Annotated in this window: 22 protein-coding genes and 1 pseudogene; 11 read left to right on the top strand and 12 right to left on the bottom strand. The window is 45.0% G+C overall.

Going from position 1 to position 19,517, the window contains the following annotated elements; genetic code table 11:
• Positions 1–12: 12 nt before the first annotated feature.
• A complete protein-coding gene (locus ACUALS_RS01620) occupies positions 13–267 on the bottom strand; it encodes a pyocin activator PrtN family protein (RefSeq protein ID WP_038215984.1) in 255 nt (84 codons plus the stop codon).
• Between the two features lie 133 nt (positions 268–400).
• Here ACUALS_RS01620 and ACUALS_RS01615 point away from each other — a divergent pair, with 133 nt between their 5' ends.
• The 3 genes and pseudogenes from ACUALS_RS01615 (at position 401) to ACUALS_RS01605 (ending at position 3,513) form a co-directional block, all read left to right on the top strand.
• Positions 401–1,006, top strand: coding sequence for a S24 family peptidase (locus ACUALS_RS01615; protein ID WP_454448719.1), 606 nt, complete (start codon positions 401–403; stop codon positions 1,004–1,006).
• Between the two features lie 66 nt (positions 1,007–1,072).
• Positions 1,073–2,203, top strand: coding sequence for an HD domain-containing phosphohydrolase (locus ACUALS_RS01610; RefSeq protein ID WP_454448718.1), 1,131 nt, complete (start codon positions 1,073–1,075; stop codon positions 2,201–2,203).
• A gap of 236 nt (positions 2,204–2,439) precedes the next feature.
• A pseudogene (locus ACUALS_RS01605) lies at positions 2,440–3,513 on the top strand (site-specific integrase).
• A gap of 53 nt (positions 3,514–3,566) precedes the next feature.
• On the opposite strand, the gene ACUALS_RS01600 reads toward ACUALS_RS01605, so the two are convergent.
• The 3 genes from ACUALS_RS01600 to ACUALS_RS01590 all read right to left on the bottom strand — a co-directional run bounded on the left by ACUALS_RS01600 (position 3,567) and on the right by ACUALS_RS01590 (position 4,846).
• A complete protein-coding gene (locus ACUALS_RS01600) occupies positions 3,567–4,223 on the bottom strand; it encodes a hypothetical protein (protein WP_454448717.1) in 657 nt (218 codons plus the stop codon).
• A gap of 372 nt (positions 4,224–4,595) precedes the next feature.
• On the bottom strand, positions 4,596–4,724 hold the full coding sequence (locus ACUALS_RS01595; RefSeq protein WP_454448716.1) for a hypothetical protein: 129 nt from the start codon (positions 4,722–4,724) through the stop codon (positions 4,596–4,598).
• Complete coding sequence (locus ACUALS_RS01590) at positions 4,724–4,846, bottom strand: hypothetical protein (protein ID WP_454448715.1); 123 nt, start codon at positions 4,844–4,846, stop codon at positions 4,724–4,726. The genes ACUALS_RS01595 and ACUALS_RS01590 overlap by 1 nt, the downstream gene beginning before the upstream one ends.
• Before the next feature lie 197 nt (positions 4,847–5,043).
• Between ACUALS_RS01590 and zur the strand changes: the two genes are divergently transcribed.
• Together zur and ACUALS_RS01580 are read left to right on the top strand one after the other, a co-directional pair.
• A complete protein-coding gene (zur, locus tag ACUALS_RS01585; RefSeq protein WP_005475957.1) occupies positions 5,044–5,493 on the top strand; it encodes a zinc uptake transcriptional repressor Zur in 450 nt (149 codons plus the stop codon).
• Positions 5,494–5,519: 26 nt separating this feature from the next.
• On the top strand, positions 5,520–5,981 hold the full coding sequence (locus ACUALS_RS01580; RefSeq protein WP_005475940.1) for a chemotaxis protein CheX: 462 nt from the start codon (positions 5,520–5,522) through the stop codon (positions 5,979–5,981).
• Between the two features lie 49 nt (positions 5,982–6,030).
• Here ACUALS_RS01580 and cysC read toward each other — a convergent pair whose 3' ends face one another.
• The 5 genes from cysC to cobA are packed head-to-tail and all read right to left on the bottom strand — an operon-like array spanning position 6,031 to position 11,685.
• Complete coding sequence (gene cysC / locus ACUALS_RS01575) at positions 6,031–6,648, bottom strand: adenylyl-sulfate kinase (protein ID WP_038192773.1); 618 nt, start codon at positions 6,646–6,648, stop codon at positions 6,031–6,033.
• A gap of 12 nt (positions 6,649–6,660) precedes the next feature.
• Positions 6,661–8,385 (bottom strand): SLC13 family permease, encoded by a 1,725-nt coding sequence (locus ACUALS_RS01570; protein WP_038139330.1) that lies wholly within the window; start codon positions 8,383–8,385, stop codon positions 6,661–6,663.
• A 24-nt stretch (positions 8,386–8,409) separates the two neighbouring features.
• Positions 8,410–9,837: a sulfate adenylyltransferase subunit CysN gene (gene cysN, locus ACUALS_RS01565; RefSeq protein WP_454448714.1), complete on the bottom strand. Its 1,428-nt coding sequence runs from the start codon at positions 9,835–9,837 to the stop codon at positions 8,410–8,412.
• 22 nt (positions 9,838–9,859) lie between these two features.
• Positions 9,860–10,768, bottom strand: coding sequence for a sulfate adenylyltransferase subunit CysD (gene cysD, locus ACUALS_RS01560; RefSeq protein ID WP_005475906.1), 909 nt, complete (start codon positions 10,766–10,768; stop codon positions 9,860–9,862).
• Between the two features lie 53 nt (positions 10,769–10,821).
• Complete coding sequence (gene cobA, locus ACUALS_RS01555; protein WP_038192779.1) at positions 10,822–11,685, bottom strand: uroporphyrinogen-III C-methyltransferase; 864 nt, start codon at positions 11,683–11,685, stop codon at positions 10,822–10,824.
• 260 nt (positions 11,686–11,945) lie between these two features.
• On the opposite strand from cobA, the gene cpdB reads away from it, so the two are divergent.
• The 4 genes from cpdB to ACUALS_RS01535 all read left to right on the top strand — a co-directional run bounded on the left by cpdB (position 11,946) and on the right by ACUALS_RS01535 (position 15,968).
• Entirely contained in the window at positions 11,946–13,907 is a 1,962-nt protein-coding gene (gene cpdB / locus ACUALS_RS01550) for a 2',3'-cyclic-nucleotide 2'-phosphodiesterase (RefSeq protein ID WP_039484487.1), read from the top strand.
• Between the two features lie 111 nt (positions 13,908–14,018).
• On the top strand, positions 14,019–14,582 hold the full coding sequence (locus ACUALS_RS01545) for a Crp/Fnr family transcriptional regulator (RefSeq protein ID WP_454448713.1): 564 nt from the start codon (positions 14,019–14,021) through the stop codon (positions 14,580–14,582).
• A gap of 72 nt (positions 14,583–14,654) precedes the next feature.
• Positions 14,655–15,110, top strand: a complete 456-nt coding sequence (locus ACUALS_RS01540; RefSeq protein WP_454448712.1) for a GNAT family N-acetyltransferase — start codon at positions 14,655–14,657, stop codon at positions 15,108–15,110.
• On the top strand, positions 15,111–15,968 hold the full coding sequence (locus ACUALS_RS01535; protein ID WP_331398571.1) for a DMT family transporter: 858 nt from the start codon (positions 15,111–15,113) through the stop codon (positions 15,966–15,968).
• Between the two features lie 5 nt (positions 15,969–15,973).
• On the opposite strand, the gene ACUALS_RS01530 is transcribed toward ACUALS_RS01535, so the two are convergent.
• A complete protein-coding gene (locus ACUALS_RS01530; RefSeq protein WP_038139316.1) occupies positions 15,974–16,537 on the bottom strand; it encodes a LysM-like peptidoglycan-binding domain-containing protein in 564 nt (187 codons plus the stop codon).
• Positions 16,538–16,772: 235 nt separating this feature from the next.
• On the opposite strand from ACUALS_RS01530, the gene ACUALS_RS01525 reads away from it, so the two are divergent.
• Both ACUALS_RS01525 and ACUALS_RS01520 read left to right on the top strand, forming a co-directional pair.
• A complete protein-coding gene (locus ACUALS_RS01525; protein ID WP_454448711.1) occupies positions 16,773–17,393 on the top strand; it encodes an FKBP-type peptidyl-prolyl cis-trans isomerase in 621 nt (206 codons plus the stop codon).
• Positions 17,394–17,507: 114 nt separating this feature from the next.
• A complete protein-coding gene (locus ACUALS_RS01520) occupies positions 17,508–18,002 on the top strand; it encodes a DUF2780 domain-containing protein (protein WP_454448710.1) in 495 nt (164 codons plus the stop codon).
• A 93-nt stretch (positions 18,003–18,095) separates the two neighbouring features.
• Here the strand turns inward: ACUALS_RS01520 and rplQ are convergent, their stop codons facing one another.
• Both rplQ and ACUALS_RS01510 read right to left on the bottom strand, forming a co-directional pair.
• On the bottom strand, positions 18,096–18,476 hold the full coding sequence (rplQ, locus tag ACUALS_RS01515) for a 50S ribosomal protein L17 (RefSeq protein WP_005383141.1): 381 nt from the start codon (positions 18,474–18,476) through the stop codon (positions 18,096–18,098).
• Positions 18,477–18,502: 26 nt separating this feature from the next.
• Positions 18,503–19,495, bottom strand: a complete 993-nt coding sequence (locus ACUALS_RS01510) for a DNA-directed RNA polymerase subunit alpha (protein WP_004410407.1) — start codon at positions 19,493–19,495, stop codon at positions 18,503–18,505.
• Between the last annotated feature and the right edge of the window lie 22 nt (positions 19,496–19,517).

The raw sequence follows: 19,517 nt of genomic DNA, 5'->3' as shown, positions 1-19,517 counted from the left end.
TGTCTTCTCTCCCTAACCGTTAACTGATAGCCAATCTTGCTTTGCTTCTTTGTGTCGCTTGTCGATATAAGCGGCCAAGTCTTCGACTTTAATTAGAGAGGGGCTGCGCTCAGAATCACGCAACTTGAAGGTAGGAACAGGGAAATCACAGGCTTTCGCTCGCTGCTCCGCTGTCTTAGGTGTGATGCCAAAAAATTCTTGGCTAATTTGTTTTAGCTCAACAGTTGGACTTTCAAAACGAGCTAATAGGGCAAAACTTGTATTCATACTTCCTCCGTGTAGTACACTAGAGGGAGTTAAAGGAAATTCTAGTTCCCCTTAACATCCCCAAACTCAACAAAGGGAATTATTGAGGATCTAATTTCTTAAATCAACCCCAAAAGTACACGGAGATATTTTTATGGGAAGTTTTGAGGAACAACTAAAAGAGCTTAAGCGATTAACCAACACCGCTAAGAACGTTGATTTAGCAAAGGCTCTTGGTAAGTCTCCAAAGACAATTTCCAACTGGAAACACCGAAACCACATCCCTGAGGATATTTTCATCAAAGCTAGAGAGCTGTCACAAAATGGCTCACTTGCTCCCCGTGGCTACCTAGAACTCAAATTCTATGACGTTGAGGTAAGTGCGGGTCATGGGGCACTGGTTGAAAAAGAAGAAGAATCGAGTGCCATGGTGTTTAGTGAGAAGTTCATTAGACAAGAGCTTGGTTTCAACCCAAACAATATTTTCCTAATGCCTGTCCGTGGTGACAGCATGAGCCCAACGCTCAAGAACCAGAGCATTGTGATGGTTAATCGTGTTGATGGATTCTCAAATGACGGTATCTACGTTTTCCGCTTTGATGGCCGCTTGATGGTGAAACGTATTCAGTTTTTGCCACACGGAATCAAAGTTGTGAGTGATAACCCAGATTACGAACCTTGGGAGCTATCGAAGAAAGATATTCAAAGCGCAGACTTTGAAATCATTGGTGAAGTGGTTTGGTCAGGGCAAAGAATGTAGCTAACAAAATATACTAAACTATTAGCATAATTTAAAAGAAAAAAACGATGTGAGTCTATAAGCTATATGGATATCAATTTACTTACACAAAGGGAATATTTGACGAGTCATGATTTCTATAGAGATCTCATCGATTTCTTAGTGCAAGAAACTCAAAGTGATATTGGCTACTTCCATTTTTATTCCCGCTCTAGTGATGAAATTACTCTAAATGTTTGGTCAACTTCAGTTTTGGAACACTGCCACTCAATTCATGAAACTCACTATCCACTATCGTCTGCCGGAATATGGGCGGACAGCATACGAGCCCAAAAGCCAGTCATACATAACCACTATGACGCGAATTACTCGACAATTGACTCTTTGCCTGAAGGTCATATTAAACTAACCCATCACTTCAGTGTTCCATTGATACAAGATCATGATGTGGTTGCCGTCATTGGGATAGGTAACAGCAAAGACCCATATACTAAAGAGTTCGTCTCTGATTTCTTCAGAAGAGTCAACGATTTCTGGCCAGAGGTTCAATCGAAGGCTAATAGAATAGACTCTGTTCATTCAAAGAATCAGCTCGCATTTGAATCTCATAGTCCTTTAGAGATCATGACCGATATGCTCGGGGCAATATCTCGCGCCCTTGAGATTCGTGATGAGTACACCTCATCTCACCAAAGAAACGTCTCACATATATGTGCTCTGATAGCAAAAAAGCTATCTCTCAAAGAAGAGGTAAAGGAAGGATTAATCATAGGAGCACTAGTGCATGATATCGGTAAAATTGCGATTCCTTCTCAGATATTAAATAAGTTGGGGAGGCTTATTCCCGCAGAATACACGTTACTCCAAAGCCACTCAGAAGTTGGAGCAAAAATTTTTAGCGAGGTTTGTTTTCCTTGGCCAATCAAAGAAATGATCGAACAACACCATGAAAGACTTGACGGTTCAGGTTACCCACATGGAATAAAAGGGAACAAAATAGTGCTTGAGGCTCGCATCATTGCAGTAGCTGACACGTTTGACGCCATGGCAAGTGATAGGCCCTATAGAAAGGCTGTAGGGGCATTAAAAGCCTTAGAAACCTTAAAACAAGGCAGGAATAAACTGTATGACCCCTACGTGGTAGATGCTTTTCTAGTTTGCTATGAAGAAGATGAAACGTTAGGAGGGCTTTATACGCCAATAAGTGGTTTTCAATAGTCTGGTACGCATTTAGTACGTATGACTTACTAGCGAGACTAGCAATAGTTTAAAAGTGAGTCCAATCGAGCATGGGTGCTATAGAAAAACGATTCGCGGCGTATTTATTGGCTTTATCAGTGTTTTGCATGATTTAGTCTCAAATTAACACTGTACACATATACAGTAAATTACCTAGAATCTGATGGAAAATCCTCTTCCAGTCCCCCTATAGTCCCCCTCAAGGAGTAGGACAAATGGCAAGCTACAGCATAGAAACTCGTAAGCTAAAAAGCGGTGAACTTAGGTTCAAGGTAACAGTAGTCGTAAAAAAAGATTCGCGCATTATACACAGGGAAAGCAAAACTCTAAAAAAGAAAGCACTCGCTAAATCATATGGGATGCGCAGAGTGGCTGAACTGGAGTCAGAAGGGGTACTGAACAGGCCCAAGTCAGTCCCCCTCGCGGTACTCCTTGATTCTTTCATGGCCGAACCCGAATTGTGGAACAGAACCGGACGAACTAAGCGCTATGTGATTAAGTGACTTAGAGATTGTGACATTGCAAAAGTTGAGAGCAATGAACTGAAAACCAGTGACCTGATCCAACACTGCAAAAACCGCAAGGGCGCGGGAGCTGGCGGCGCTACCATCTATCACGATATTGCTTACCTACGTTCAGTGATGAAGAAAGCCAAACCCGTTTTCAACATTGCAGCCAATTTTCAGATATTTGATGAAGCGGTTCCAGTTCTGACTGATATGGGCTTAATAGGAAAAAGTCAGAAGCGCACTCGCCGCCCTACTTCCGAAGAATTGAAATTATTGAAAGAAGGTTTGGAGAAAAGGGAGTCCTTTAGACCGAATGGGAAAACACGAATCCCATTTACCGACATTCTTGAGTTCAGCATCCTTACCTGTATGCGCATTGGTGAAATCTGTTCGATTCGATGGGAAGATCTCGACCAAGAAAACAAAACTGTAGTGGTAAGAGACAGAAAAGACCCGCGCAAAAAGACCGGCAACCACATGCTTGTTCCTTTGCTTGGGGAGTCATTCGATATTGCCCTCAAACAACCAAAGAAAAGCGATCGCATCTTTCCCTACAACCCGCGAAGCGTAAGCGCAGGATTCCAAAGAGTACGCAACGAACTGGGCATTGAAGATTTGAGGTATCACGACTTGAGAAGAGATGGGGCAAGCCGCTTGTTTGAAAAAGGATACTCGATTGAGGAAGTCGCCCAAGTCACAGGGCATAGAAGTTTGAATGTGCTTTGGCAGGTTTATACGCAATTGTTTCCTCAACAGTTACACAAAAAGGCTCATAAATGAGCCTTTTGTGTCATACCAATAAATAACTATTAAAAGATCAATAGGTAATAGATTTAATCCATTGGGATAATTCCGACAATATCTCCCTCTTCTAGCAAAAAAAGAGCATTAGCTATGGGAGCATTACCGTAGCTTGCATCGTTCCATGCATGAGAGTGAAGATAAATGAACTGGTTTAATATTTCTTCCGGTGCGTCACGTGAAACGGCCATTAAGCCAGTTCTCCTAGGAATAGACACGAGCATTTGTTTCGCGTCTAAAAGTTCATGGGCCTTTAACATATGCTTCTTTGACAGAATAGCTTCACTACTAAATGGTTTACCGCTAGCTGTAAGAACTTTGCCATCAAGAGCCAGAGAAGGTGTAAACACAACATCCATATTCTCTAGATTAGAGTAGGCATTATTTACAACATTTTGTATATTGAGCTTATTTTCATCACTGTGCATTAGAAAGACGAAGTTTTCAGAAGTATCCATTCCAAAACCAATAACCAAGTCAGGTTTTTCAGGTTCTCCAATCAACGTTTGACGTACCGCACCATGGGAAATACCCACCCAATCACCTGGTTTTAATATTGGAAAATAAGAGCTCTCACTCATATTTTCACTTATTTCTTTTTCTAGTTTTTCAGACAATGGCTTTACGCTCGATTCTGAAAAGGCGGTACCCGACAAACTTAATAAAACTATAAATATAAGTTTTTTCAATTAATTATCCTTACTTCTTCTTAAATGCAAAAAGCCAAGCGTTGTGAATCATTATTAAACAAATGGTTAGGTTTATGACAAGTTAAGGACTCTTTCTGTATCACCTTTACCCAGCGATTATTCATAACAGTAATTCAAACGATCGTGTCCGAAACTGAGCGTGAATTTATTCTTGCCTTTTTTGTACAACTCCCGTTCCAATACCTTAAATCTTCACTACTCGCCAATTAGAGCAATGAATATACAACCAAGTCAATATTCACAAGGCCAATAAATAACCAAGCACAATCAAAAACATAGAGTTTATTAGCGAACTTCCGTCTTCATAACACAATTAGTTTTGCGGGGGGCTAATTCTAGGCGAACAATCCGCTATTCCATTTTTTCCATCGTCCGACGGACCCACTTGAGGTCGGTTTTAATCGCCACGCCAACGCCAACACCAATACCACTAGAGATTGCGCTCACCGCAGCTATGATTAGGGTTTGGTACTCTGCCATTACTTGCTCTCGTTACGTAATGTTTCCCATAGACCAAGCGCCATCGGTACTAACGAGGCCACCAGTTTCATTTGCTCGCCACGCCCTTGTCTATCAACAATAGAATCTACCTCTAAGCACATACCATACTGTCACCAAGACAGCAAAACGGTGCTAACTATTACTGATCTTGTTTCGTTTTCCATCAACTTAGAGTAACTTAGGCGGCATAAGCCATTAAGGTTCATTGGGGTAACTAACTGAACAAGCAATCATAAATTACCCATAGATCAACGATAAACCTCAATAAATGGTATATTATTAAAAATGTCCATGAGGAATGGTGAACAGTTTGGATCAACAGCTAGTCACACAAATTGAAGAAATATGCGCTGCTCGCGGCGTACGACTCACTTCACAGCGTAAGCGTGTATTTGAGTTAATCTGTGCGAGCCCCAAAGCATCAAGCGCTTATGAGCTGTTAGAGGATTTGAAACAGACTGAACCTCAAGCAAAGCCGCCAACGGTCTATAGAGCCTTGGAGTTTTTGTTAGAACAGGGGTTTATTCATCGAGTCGAGTCAACCAACAGCTATATCCAATGTGGCTCTTGTAACGCCCACACGCATTATTCACACATGCTGATCTGTGATAAATGCAGTAATGTTATTGAACTGCTAGATGATAGTTTGGTAGCCTTGTTAGTTAACAATGCGGAAAAGCATGGATTTACCATCACCAACCATGTGATTGAATCTCACGGTGTTTGTAAAAACTGCTCATCCGAATAAGCGAAATAAAGATATAGAAGAAAGTTATGCGCGCTGAATTTGTAAACCCGTTTTTAGCTTCTTTAATGAACGTTCTAAAGACGATGGCTTCACTGGAGCTGAAGCCACAAAAACCTCGTGTTAAGAAAGATGAAATCGCACGTGGGGATGTATCAGGTTTAATAGGGATGGTTGGTCCGCAAAGCCGCGGTTCTATGTCTATTACCTTTGATGAGAGTCTTGCATTAGAAATCATGCAAAACATGCTAGGTGAGCGCCCGAATGGTCTAAACGACGAAGTAACCGATATGGTGGGTGAAATCACCAACATGGTAACAGGTGGCGCAAAACGTATTCTAGCAGATAGCGGTTTCGACTTTGATATGGCAACGCCTGTTGTCGTGTCTGGTAAAGGCCATACGATTCGTCATAAATGTGAAGGCTCAATCATCATCATGCCTTTTTCATCTCAATGGGGTAATGCCTTCATTGAGATCTGCTTCGAGTAACCGCTCAGCGAGACCAAAAAAGCTTCCCTCGGGAAGCTTTTTTATTAGGTCATGCAATAATGTTGCGCGCCTTTAGAGCTTGCAAACAGTCATCCACCAGCTCATCAATTGATTTTTCTCCCGCTAACAAATCGATCTCTGGATTGATGGGAGCCTCATATTCAGAGTCGATTCCTGTAAAATTAGGGATTTCTCCTGCTCGCGCTTTTTTATACAGCCCTTTAGGGTCGCGTTGCTCACATACCTCAAGAGATGCATTGACGAAGACTTCAATAAACTCCCCTTCCGGAAGCAGGTCTCGGACAAGCTGACGCTCTGTTCGGTGAGGGGAAATAAAAGCCGAGAGAACGATTAAACCTGCGTCAGCCATGAGTTTAGATAGCTCACCGATGCGACGTATGTTTTCTCGGCGATCTTGCTCAGAAAAGCCCAAATCACTACACAAACCATGTCGAACATTGTCACCATCAAGCAAATAGGTGTGGTAGCCCAGTTCTGCTAGCTTGTTTTCTAACGCTCCAGCCACAGTGGATTTTCCTGCACCTGAAAGACCTGTAAACCAAAGCACAGCTGGTTTTTGCTGCTTTAAGTTAGCACGAAACTGCTTATCGATAGCATGCTTATGCCAAACGATATTTTCATCCTTAGTTGGCGTTTCCGTTGTCATAACTGTGTCCTTTTAATACGGGAAAAACTGGGGAATAAGCGCCAATACCAGCACTGAATATACGATTGATAACGGTATTCCCACACGAATATAGTCGGTCAATTTGTAGTTCCCTACGGTGTAAACCAATAAGTTAGTTTGATATCCGTAAGGAGAGATAAAACTCGCGCTCGCACCAAACAACACCGCCATTACAAACGGCATTGGGTCAACCCCATAACCAATGGCCATGCTGTAACCAATTGGAAAGGCCAAGGCTGCGGCTGCATTGTTGGTTACCAGTTCGGTTAAAATCAGAGTCAACAAGTAAGTCGCAACGATAGCGCCAAACACTCCCCAGCCGTTGAATGCTTCAATAAACATTTGGCCCAATGCCATCGATAATCCAGACGAAAGCATAAGCTGAGCGATAGAAAGCGCAGAGCCAACAATCACCACAATATCGATAGGAAAGCGGCGGCGCAGCTCACTAAGTTGAACAATGCCAGTAAACAAAGTTAAAGAGAGGAAGACCGAGAGCCCTTTAATTAACGGCACAACATTAAGAAGCGCAAGCCCTATGACACTGGCAAAACCGATCAAAACGATCGCAGACTTGTTGGCATCAAGACGTGCGCTCGAATCAAGATCATTCATTAGGACGAATTCTTTGCGATGCGCTTGTCGCTCTTGTTCAAATCGTTTACCTGGCACCAACACTAGGGTATCACCCGCATTGAGCGTAATGTTCCCAAGTCCACCTTGAAGACGCTCATGGCCTCGACGAATGGCAACCACCACAGCATCAAACCGATCTCGGAAATGGCTCGATTTCAGAGTCTTATTGCAAAAGCTTGCCGATGAACTCACCACCACTTCCACAAAGTTTTGTCCATTCAAGTGATGCTGACCAAACAGCGTCAAACCTTGGATTTCTTGCAATGTGGCAACACTTTCAATATCACCACAAAACAGAAGACGGTCGCGAGCTTGGAGAACAAAGTCAGGGTCGACGGAAGGCATCGTTTGACCATCGCGAATCACTTCCGCTAGGAACAGTTTTCTCAGTGCGCGAAGATTATTCTCACTAATGCTGCGCCCAACCAGTGGCGATCCTGGCTCTACGCGAGCTTCCAAAAAGTAAGGAAGATCATCTTGATTGTGATCATCATGGTTGGGAAGCAGGTAACTTAATGGCACCAAGATCAAGAGTCCACCAACCAGAACAGAAAGGCCGATCATAGTCGGCGTGAAAAACCCTAGACTCGGGAGCCCTGCGTCTTCCACAAAGCTGTTGATGATCAAATTCGTTGACGTTCCGATCAACGTTAAGGTGCCCCCTAAGATCGCGGCATATGAGAGAGGGATCAACAGCTTTGAAGGTGCATGCTGTTGATTGCGCTTAATCGCACCAATCAGCGACACAACCACTGCTGTGTTATTCGTGAAAGAAGAGAGCAGAGCAGTCGAGACACCCAGTTTCGCCACTACGGTACCTAACCGCCCTGTTGATAGCGATCGACTCACCCAACTGATCAAGCGAGTCTTCTCTAGTGCTGCCGACGCTAAGATCAACAGCACAAGAGTCACCAAAGAAGAGTTAGTAAAGTTTGTGGCAACCTCGCCTACCTCAATCATGCCAGCAAGAAACGCAATAAAGGCTGCGCCAGCAAAAATGAAGCTCGGTTTAATCCGCGTTGTTAGTAGGCATGTAACAATGCCCAATAACAATGCCAATACCAATCCTTGTTGCCACATAACACTTCCTTGTCAGCCTAGTGACTACTTCAATAACTGGCTGATGTCTTTTGCTTCCCAATGAGGGAAGTGCTTACGAACAAGCGCATTGAGTTCCACTTCAAAAGCTGAAATATCACCCGCTTTCGCTTCTACTTGAGTCAAGCTCTCACGAACAAGACCAGCACCAACAGTCACATTAGTAAGACGGTCAATGATGATAAAACCACCTGTGTCTGCACATGATTGGTAGGCATCAAGCGCCACAGACTCTGTCAACGTTAGTTCACACAGACCAATACCATTGAGCGGAAGTTCTACGGCGCTATGCGTTGACAGGTTGTTAATGTCGTATTGATGGCGAATTCCTTCCACACGACCAACGGTTTTCTTACCCGCAATCTTAATGTCGTACTCGCGACCCGGCTGCAGCGGCTGCTCAGTCATCCAAACGATGTCTGCCAACAGATGGTTGCTTGACTCGACTTGTGCCTTCTCCAGCACAATCAAGTCACCACGGCTGATATCAATCTCATCTTCCAATGTCAGGGTGACTGCTAAACCCGCTTGAGCTTGCTCTAAGTCACCATCAAAGGTGACAATGCGTGCCACTTTAGATGTTTTGCCCGACGGCAGCGCTTTAATGCTGTCGCCAACGTTTACGCTACCTGAAGCAATCGTGCCGGCAAAACCTCGAAAATCGAGATTAGGGCGGTTCACGTATTGAACTGGGAAGCGAAAATCACCAGACGTCTTATCTTGGTCAACATCGACGTTTTCGAGTAACTCAAGCAGTGACGGGCCTTCAAACCAACTCATTCGTGGGCTTGCTTCCACAACGTTATCCCCTTCTAAAGCAGATAGTGGAATGATTTGAATGTCGGTTTCGCCCTGAAGGTTCTTGGAAAACTCAAGATATTCATCACGAATTTCTTCAAAACGCTCTTGAGAATAATCGACAAGATCCATTTTGTTCACGGCGACAATAAAGTGCTTCAAGCCAAGCAGGTTCGAAATGAACGAGTGACGGCGCGTTTGATCGAGCACCCCTTTACGGGCATCAATTAAGATCACTGCTAGATCACACGTTGACGCACCTGTCGCCATGTTGCGTGTGTACTGCTCATGTCCAGGAGTGTCGGCTATAATGAACTTGCGTTTTTGAGTCGAAAAATAACGGTAAGCGACATCGATGGTGATCCCTTGCTCACGCTCTGCTTGCAAGCCATCAACCAGCAAGGCTAAGTCTGGGCGCTCGCCCGTTGTGCCGACACGTTGGCTGTCGTTGTGCACTGCCGCTAGCTGATCTTCATAAATTTGCTTCGAGTCATGGAGCAAACGACCGATTAAAGTACTTTTGCCGTCATCTACTGATCCACAAGTCAGGAATCTAAGTAGTGATTTGTATTGATGCTGTGTCAGGTAACCTTCGATACCTAGCTCTTCTAATTGAGCTTCTACTGCGCTATTCATGTTTCTTTCCTTAGATCCTTAATTAGAAGTAACCTTGGCGTTTTTTCAGTTCCATCGATCCAGACTGATCATGGTCGATCGCGCGGCCTTGACGTTCACTCGAGGTCGCTACCAACATCTCTTCGATAATGCCCGTTAACGTATTGGCTTCAGATTCAATTGCGCCAGTCAACGGGTAGCAGCCAAGCGTACGGAAACGTACACTCTTCTCTTCAATTTTCTCGCCTGGCTCTAGCTTCATGCGATCATCATCAACCATGATCAGCATGCCATCACGCTCAACGACCGGACGTTTGTCAGCCAAATACAGAGGAACAATTTCAATGTTCTCTAGGTAGATGTATTGCCAGATATCTAGCTCAGTCCAGTTCGACAATGGGAAGACGCGGATGCTTTCACCCTTGTTGATTTGACCGTTGTATGTACGCCAAAGCTCAGGACGCTGGTTTTTTGGATCCCAAGTGTGGTTCTTGTCTCGGAATGAGTAGACACGCTCTTTTGCGCGAGATTTCTCTTCGTCACGACGAGCACCACCAAATGCCGCATCAAACCCATACTTGTTCAGAGCCTGTTTCAAACCCTGAGTTTTCATGATGTCGGTATGCTTAGAAGAGCCATGCACAAATGGGCTACATCCCATCGCCAGACCTTCTGGGTTCTTATGTACCAAAAGCTCGAAGCCATACTTCTCTGCAGTGCGATCACGAAACTCAATCATCTCTTTGAATTTCCAGTCAGTGTCGACATGCAGCAGCGGAAAAGGAATTTTACCTGGGTAAAATGCTTTACGAGCTAGATGCAGCATCACCGATGAGTCTTTACCGATTGAGTACATCATCACCGGGTTATCAAATTCAGCCGCCACTTCACGGATGATATGAATACTCTCCGCTTCGAGCTGCTTGAGGTGGGTTAAACGTTCTTGGTCCATGTTAGTGCTTCCTTTGCGGCTCTCTATGAGCTTCTGACTAATCAAATAATGAGTTATGCGAATTGGCGTTGCTGTGCGAGAGGCTGTGGATTGAACCACGCCAGTTTGTCTGACAGAGACACCACTTCACCAATGACGATGAGAGACGGTGATTGCGCGTCTTTCGCAAGTTCAGCCAGTTGAGCTAGCTGACCTTTGAATATTTTTTGGGTTGCCTGAGTGCCACGTTCAATGATGGCGATGGGCGTTTCAGGGGAGCGACCGTGTTCAATCAGCTGACTTTCAATGTAGTCAGACTTCATTAACCCCATGTAAATCACCAAGGTTTGATTACCTCGTGCAAGGGTCGACCAATCCATCTGATCGCTTTCTGCTTTTAGGTGACCAGTAATAAACATCGCTGACTGAGCGTAGTCTCGATGAGTCAATGGAATACCGGCATAAGCGGTCGCACCTGCTGCGGCAGTAATACCTGGGATAACTTGGAAAGAGATGCCCGCATCAGCAAGCACTTCCAACTCTTCTCCTCCGCGACCAAAGATGAATGGATCGCCACCTTTAATGCGAACTACGCGATGACCTTGCTTAGCGAAATCGACGAGCAGCTGGTTGGTTTTTTCTTGCGGAACACTGTGATGACCGGCGCGCTTACCGACACAGACCAAAATCGTATCGCTTGGCACCAATGCCATGATCTCATCCGAGACAAGGTAGTCATATAAAACGACATCAGCTTGCTGCAGGAAACGAATGGCTTTCAGAGTCAGTAACTCGACATCACCAGGCCCAGATCCCACTAACGCCACCTCTCCTTGAGCAAGAACACTCTGGCCAATCGTATTGAGGTTTGCTTGTTCTGTTCGCGACGTCTGTCGGTTACTTCGCGGAAATTGAGAAACTGTATCCTTGCTCGCCATCGTGACATCCTTTCCTAATTGATGATGGCATTATGGCCGCCAATACATATTACCTGAAATTCTAAAATTTCATTTTTTATATCAATAACTGATAAGGAGGGTTCCAACATCGGTTGTTGTTTGAGCAATTTTGAGAGATTGTCAGCAGAACACCATAAAGCGCCCGCGTAACATCACAAATTACTAGAGTTTGAAATCATTGTTTCATTTCATTTTGTTACATTAAGCACGATCCCAACTAACGCTATCGGAGCTTAAAAATGAAAGTAGCAGTGAAACCCCTTTCAATTGCTGTTTTAGGTGGAATGCTGACCATGGCAGGTCCAGCTATGGCAGAAACAATCAAATTACGCATCGTAGAAACCACGGATATTCATACCAATGTCATGGACTACGACTACTACAAAGACAAACCATCACAAAAAATTGGTTTAACGCGTACTGCTACTTTGGTTAAACAAGCCCGTGCAGAAGTGGAAAACAGTGTTTTAGTCGACAACGGGGACCTGATCCAAGGTAGCCCAATGGGTGACTACATGGCCTCTAAAGGTATTGAAGCAGGCGAAGTCCACCCGGTATACAAAGCCATGAACCAACTCAACTATGATGTGGGCAACATTGGTAACCATGAGTTCAACTATGGTTTGGAGTTCTTAGCAGAAACCATCAATGACGCCGACTTCCCTTACGTTAGCGCCAACGTTTTTGACAAGAAAACCGGTAAACACTACTTCAAGCCATACATCATCAAATCGCACAGCTTTAAAGATGTAGAAGGTGTAGAACACGAAATTAAAGTCGGTTATATCGGCTTTGTTCCGCCACAAATCATGGTCTGGGACAAGAAAAACCTAGAAGGTAAAGTGTTCGCCAAAGACATCAAAGAGACGGCTGAAGAGCTCGTTCCTCAAATGAAAGCGGAAGGCGCTGACGTTATCGTTGCTATCCCTCACTCTGGTGTCTCTTCCGACCCACATAAAGTGGGTGCAGAAAACTCGACCTACTACTTATCTCAGGTAGAAGGCATTGATGCGATTGCCTTTGGTCACTCACACGCGGTATTCCCAGGAAAAGGGTTCGACAATATCCCTGGCGTAGACAACCAAAATGGCACCATTAACGGCGTTGCGGCTGTAATGCCAGGTCGTTGGGGTAGCCACGTTGGTGTTATTGACCTTGAGCTAAAAGAAAAAGATGGCAAGTGGACGGTAGTGAAAGGGCAAACTGAAGCTCGCCCTATCTACGACAAGAAAGCGAAGAAATCTTTAGCTGAAGCGGACGCTGAGATGGTGAAAGCGCTTGAAGCAGACCACAAAGGTACGCGTGATTTCGTGAATCAACCAATTGGTAAAGCAAACGACGTTATGTACAGCTTCTTGGCGCTTGTCCAAGATGACCCAACGGTACAGATCGTCAACCTAGCGCAAAAAGATTACGTCGAGCGCTTTATCCAAGGTGACCCTGATCTTGCGGATATTCCAGTCCTTTCTGCAGCCGCACCATTTAAAGCGGGCGGCCGTAAAAACGACCCTGCTAACTTTACTGAAGTTGAATCCGGTCAGCTGACTTTCCGTAATGCCGCCGATCTTTACTTATACCCGAACACGCTCGTCGCAATGAAAGTGACGGGTAAAGAAGTCAAAGAGTGGCTGGAATGTACAGCTGGTCAGTTCAAGCAAATTGACGTTAACAGTACTGCTCCACAAAGTCTTATCGACTGGGATGGTTTCCGTACTTACAACTTTGATGTCATTGACGGTCTGAACTATCAAATTGATGTGACAACACCAGCTAAGTACGACGGTGATTGTAAGCTAGTGAATGACGGTGCCGAGCGTATCGTTAACCTAACCTACCAAGGTAAGCCGATTGATATGAAGCAGGACTTCATCATCGCTACCAATAACTACCGTGCATACAGCAATAAGTTCCCAGGTACGGGTTCTGAGTTTGTTGCATTTGATTCTCCAGACGAAAACCGCTCTGTCATTGCGTCTTACATTACTCGCGTGAGCAATGAGAAAGGCCAGTTCACTCCGAGCGCAGACAACAACTGGTCATTTGCACCAATCAAATCAGACAAGCAGCTGGATATTCGCTTCGAAACATCTCCAAGTGAAAAAGCGGCGAAATTCATTGAAGAAAAAGGCCAATACCCAATGAAGCGTGTCGCAACCGACGATGTTGGCTTTGCGGTTTACCAAATCGACCTGCAGAAGTAACTCAGTTATCACAATTCTAGCCGCGACCAAGTTCGCGGCTTTTTTGTTGCTCGGCATTTGCGTGAAATCAGTTACACTCTTTGACACTGTTAACCACCTATACCCAGCTCTATGATCGACGTTTTTAAAAAGCAACTCATCTCTCATGGCTTTAACACAGACGAAACAGAGCAGCTGTGCCAGTCTGCAAAATGGATAGAACTACCAACACGCCACATTCTGCTTCATCAAGGAGAAGTGGCTCAGGAGATTCACTTTTTGCTAGAGGGTATTTGCCACTCCGCCTATCTCACAGAGAAAGGTAAAGAGTTCAGCAAAGAGTTTTACTGGGAGAACGACTGGATCATTGGGTTCGAGGGCCTAATCAAGCAACAACCTTCACCTTACCTTCTCGAGTCTCTGACACCTTGCTCCCTCGTTTCACTACCGATAGAGACACTGCGAAATTGGCGAGAGCAAAAACACGGTATCTATCTCAAACTGCTTGAAACGCAACTCATGCATAAGGAAAACAAAGAACGATTTATGCTGCTCTACTCGCCAGAAGAGCGATATACCCTGTTCTGTGAGCACTTTCCAAACTTGCATGAGCGCCTTAACGACTATCAAGTGGCTGCATACTTAGGTATTACCTCCATTAGCCTCAGCCGCATTAAAAAACGTATGCAAAATTAACAATGGTTAATGCCGCAATAGAGCAAGACCGTTAGTGTCGTCAAGATTCAGCACTTAGTGAAAAGGACAACTATGATTACCTGGCAACAACTCACTTTTGAACAGCTTTCAACCACTCAGCTTTATCAACTACTCAAGCTACGCGTTGACGTGTTTGTCGTGGAACAAACATGCCCTTACCCTGAACTAGACGACAAAGATCATCAAAGAGGTGTACATCATCTATTGGGCTACCGCAATGACCAGTTAGTTGCGTGCGCTCGATTGCTCCCTCCCGGAATCAGTTACCCATCAGCGAGTATTGGTCGTGTCGCAACGAAAGAAAATGAGCGAGGAAGTGGGCTTGGCCATCAATTGTTGCAGCAAGCACTTTCCGCCTGCCAACAACTGTGGCCAGAGCAGTCTATTGAGATTGGCGCCCAAGAGCACTTAGCTAAGTTTTACGAGAAACATGGATTTGTTCAAACGTCTCCCATGTATTTGGAAGACGACATTCCTCATATCGATATGAAATTGAGCAAGGAATAGATGTCCGCGCATCACCTTGCCATCTTGTTACTCGTACTGGGCAACTTTGCAGCCTCAGTGTCTGATATCGCCGTAAAACTGCTTGATGGTGACGTCCCCACCTTCCAGTATGTCTTTATTCGTCAACTATTTTCATTGCTACTGATATGGCCTTTATGGCATCGCCAACCTAAAAAAGAAAGAGCACTTATCTCTTGGAAGCTTCAGTTGCTGCGAGCCCACTTAATCTTAATGGGCAGTGGGTGTATGGTCATCGCAATTACTCATCTCCCCCTTGCAACCGCAAATGCGGTTTTCTACGCCGCGCCTCTTTTGATGCTGCCTCTTTCAGTGATGTTACTAAAGGAGACCCCATCTCTGGGAAAAGTTCTCGCAAGCTTATTCGGTTTCGTCGGTGTATTGGTCGTGTTGCGCCCCTCGGAATTTCACTGGGCTGCGCTCTTCGCTCTTGGGACCGCAATGACGCTGGCGTTGTTCAACATCACCGCGAGGCGATTACCAAAAGAGCAAACAGTCGTCACGACACTATATTGGACATCATTGCTGTCACTACCAATGTCAGCCATTCTTTGCGCGATCTACTGGCAACCCATCAGCAACACTTCCTTGCTGCTAATATTGGCAAGTGCAGGGTTAATACTCTCTTACAATGGACTGGCTGTTGCAGCCTACAAACGAGCGCCGGCGGGCAATATTGCGATAGCAGAAAACTCAGGATTGGTATTTGTGACTTTGTTCGGTGTGGTGTGGTTTTCGGAAGTACCCGATTGGTTAACCCTAGTCGGAATATTGATGATCGTTGTGCCGCTGATCCCTTGGAGGTCTCTCAGATTCAGGCCAGCGGCAAAAGGAGCATAATTGCCTTATTTACTGCGTCCAAAGCCTCCATCAGAGAGGCGGAAAAACATCACCGACTGATCTTTTTTCTCCAGTTGGAGGATGTCTAATTGCCCTTCTTCCGTCAACTTAAAGCGCACGAGCTGCCCTTGCTTGATGTAACTGAGTGGCTTATCCGAACCTTCCACTTTCACCAATGCATTGAGGTCAGACATGGCTAAATTGTTACTCCGAAAAACCTGAGCTAATGTGTCGCCACTTTTCACTTGGTATTCTTTCCAATCGCTGGAAGCAAGTTGCTGCTGACGAGCATTCTTTTGCTCACTCAGACCCGTTGTATTGATGTCTATCTCAACTCGTTGAGGTTCGCCTTGGGTAACTTCAGGCTGAGATTCAGGGAACGGTATCAGAATTAAGAGTAATACGATTGGTAGAAGAACCATAAGCGCGCGTTGGTGCAACTTGGGTAACAGAGCCCAGCTCGCCGCTACTTTGTCTTTCATCGCCTGCCCATCTATCGATGACCATTTTTGCTTCATTAGCTCAATATAATTCACAGAGGGTTGTTTCTTTTTCTTTCTGCGATTCATCGCGTCACATCTCCAAGCGGGCTTCATTCCAAGTATAAAAACCAACCGTACATGAGTATAGGAAATTTCACTCTTCTGAGTTATCAACAAGTCAAATTTTGCAGTGCATTGAGTGAAAGTCGATCTAAATCGCACATTCTCGCTGGGTGAAGAGTATCTCAAGGGGAACATTTCATCATACCGCTATACCTGGTATCCTAACCCCTTCAACACAAACCATACAAAGAGAGACACTATGTCTGAAGTAAAATTTGAGACTGTAGAGCAAAAAGCAAGCTACGGTATCGGTCTACAGATGGGTCAGCAACTAGCAGGTTCTGGTCTTGAAGGTCTTAACGTTGATGCAATCGCTGCAGGTATCGCTACAGCACTAGTGGGTGACATGCCAGCTATGGAAATTGATGAGATCAACGGTGCACTTCAAGAACTGCATCAACGCGCTGAAGCAGCTCGTCAAGAAGCGGCAAAAGCAGCAGCAGCTGACGGTGAAGCGTTCCTAAAAGACAACGCTCTGCGCCCAGAAGTAACGGTTCTAGAGTCAGGTCTACAGTACGAAATCCTTACTGAAGGTACTGGTGAGATTCCAACGTCTGACAAGCAAGTTCGCGTACACTACCACGGTGAGCTAACAGACGGCACTGTATTCGACAGCTCTGTTTCTCGTGGTCAACCTGCTGAGTTCCCAGTTACTGGCGTGATCAAAGGCTGGGTTGAAGCTCTTCAACTAATGCCTGTTGGTTCTAAGTGGAAACTATACATCCCACAAGATCTAGCATACGGTGAGCGTGGCGCTGGTGCAGCAATCCCTCCATTCGCGGCTCTAGTATTCGAAGTTGAGCTATTAGATATCCTATAATTCGGATTTTTAGCTTATCTAATAACGGCGGCACATTGTGTCGCCGTTTTTTTTGAATAATACTGAACCACAAACCGAACCGCTGCGTTCGGTTGTATTGAATAAGGAGAAGTTATGAATAAGAAAATCGCAATAGCCGCTTTGGCAAGTCTCGCTCTAATAGGCTGCCAAACGACATCAAAGACAGACCAAACGAAAAGCAACAGTGGCTACAGTGAACTTGCCAGTGCCGCATTGATGGGAGCAGTGCAAACTTGGTCCAAGCAAGGAGCAGCAGATACCGATTTAGTGTCAGCAATCCAGAGCAGCGCTAACGTATCATCGGAACAAGCTATCGGTGGTATGGGCTCTTTACTCGCACTCGCGCAAAACTCATTGGGTAGCTCAGAGAAAAGTGAGCTGGCAGGACTTGTTCCAGGTTTTGATTCACTACAATCAAGTGGTCTAACGGCCATGATTGCAAACAACGAAACAGTAAAAAGTGCATTTTCAGCTTTAGGGATGGACCCTTCACTGATCTCTACCTTTACGCCAATCATTCTAAGCGCTCTGCAAAGTCAAGGTGCAAGCTCTGGCTTACTCGACAACCTAGGGGCAATCTGGAAGTAAATCCGATTCTCGACACTTTTACCAAGCGTTGATTATCACCCAAACGCAAAAAAGCCGAGCTGATGCTCGGCTTTTTCGTTCTTACGAACCTGATTACTCAGCAGCTTCTTCAGCAGCTGGGCGATCTACAAGCTCAATGTAAGCCATTGGAGCTTTGTCACCAGCACGGAAACCAGCTTTTAGGATACGAGTGTAACCGCCCTGACGAGCAGCAAAACGTGGACCTAGTTCGTTAAATAGTTTTGCAACTACTTCGTTGTCACGAGTACGTGCAAACGCTAGACGACGGTTAGCAACACTGTCAGTCTTAGCTAGTGTAATCAAAGGCTCAACTACGCGACGTAGCTCTTTTGCTTTTGGCAATGTAGTCTTGATAACTTCATGACGTACTAGAGAGCTAGCCATATTGCTGAACATCGCTTTACGATGTGAGCTGTTGCGGTTGAGTTGACGACCACTCTTACGATGGCGCATGACCTAATCCTTCTAACTATTATCGATTAATCTTCAGCGATAGACGCTGGTGGCCAGTTTTCTAGGCGCATACCCAGAGACAGACCACGTGATGCAAGTACGTCTTTAATCTCAGTAAGAGATTTTTTACCAAGGTTAGGCGTTTTAAGTAGCTCAACCTCAGTACGCTGTACAAGATCACCGATGTAGTGAATCGCTTCTGCTTTCAGACAGTTAGCAGAGCGAACTGTTAGTTCAAGATCGTCTACAGGACGCAGTAGGATCGGATCGAATTCTGGCTTCTCTTCCTTCTCCTCAGGTACGCGTACATCACGAAGATCTACGAACGCATCCAATTGCTCAGCTAGAATAGTAGCTGCGCGACGGATAGCTTCCTCAGGGTCAAGAGTACCGTTCGTTTCCATGTCGATAACAAGCTTGTCTAAATCTGTACGCTGCTCTACACGAGCTGCTTCTACAGAGTAAGCAATCTTATCTACTGGGCTGTACGTAGCGTCAACCAGTAGGCGACCAATTGGACGCTCATCTTCTTCAGTATGGATACGAGCTGAAGCTGGAACGTAACCGCGACCACGTTCAACTTTGATACGCATAGCGATCTCAGCGTTGTCATCCGTTAGGTGACAAATAACGTGTTCTGGGTTAGCGATCTCTACATCACCATCATGGGTGATGTCACCTGCAACCACAGGGCCCGAGCCTGATTTGTTTAGCGTAATGAATACTTCATCTTTGCCTTCGGCAACGCGCACAGCCAAACCTTTAAGGTTAAGTAGGATTTCAAGAATATCTTCCTGAACGCCTTCTTTAGTGCTGTACTCATGAAGTACGCCTTCAATTTCTACTTCTGTTACAGCACAACCTGGCATAGAAGATAGAAGAATACGGCGAAGTGCATTACCAAGAGTATGGCCAAAACCACGCTCTAATGGCTCAAGAGTTACTTTTGCGTGTGTCGTGCTAACTTGTTCAATGTCAACAAGACGTGGCTTAAGAAATTCTGTTACAGAACCCTGCATTGTGTCCTCTCTTTAGTTTAAA

The organism is Vibrio sp. NH-7 (assembly GCF_053643215.1).
The sequence above is the reverse complement of the archived record's forward strand: the minus strand, read 5'-3'. Positions and strand labels throughout refer to the sequence as shown.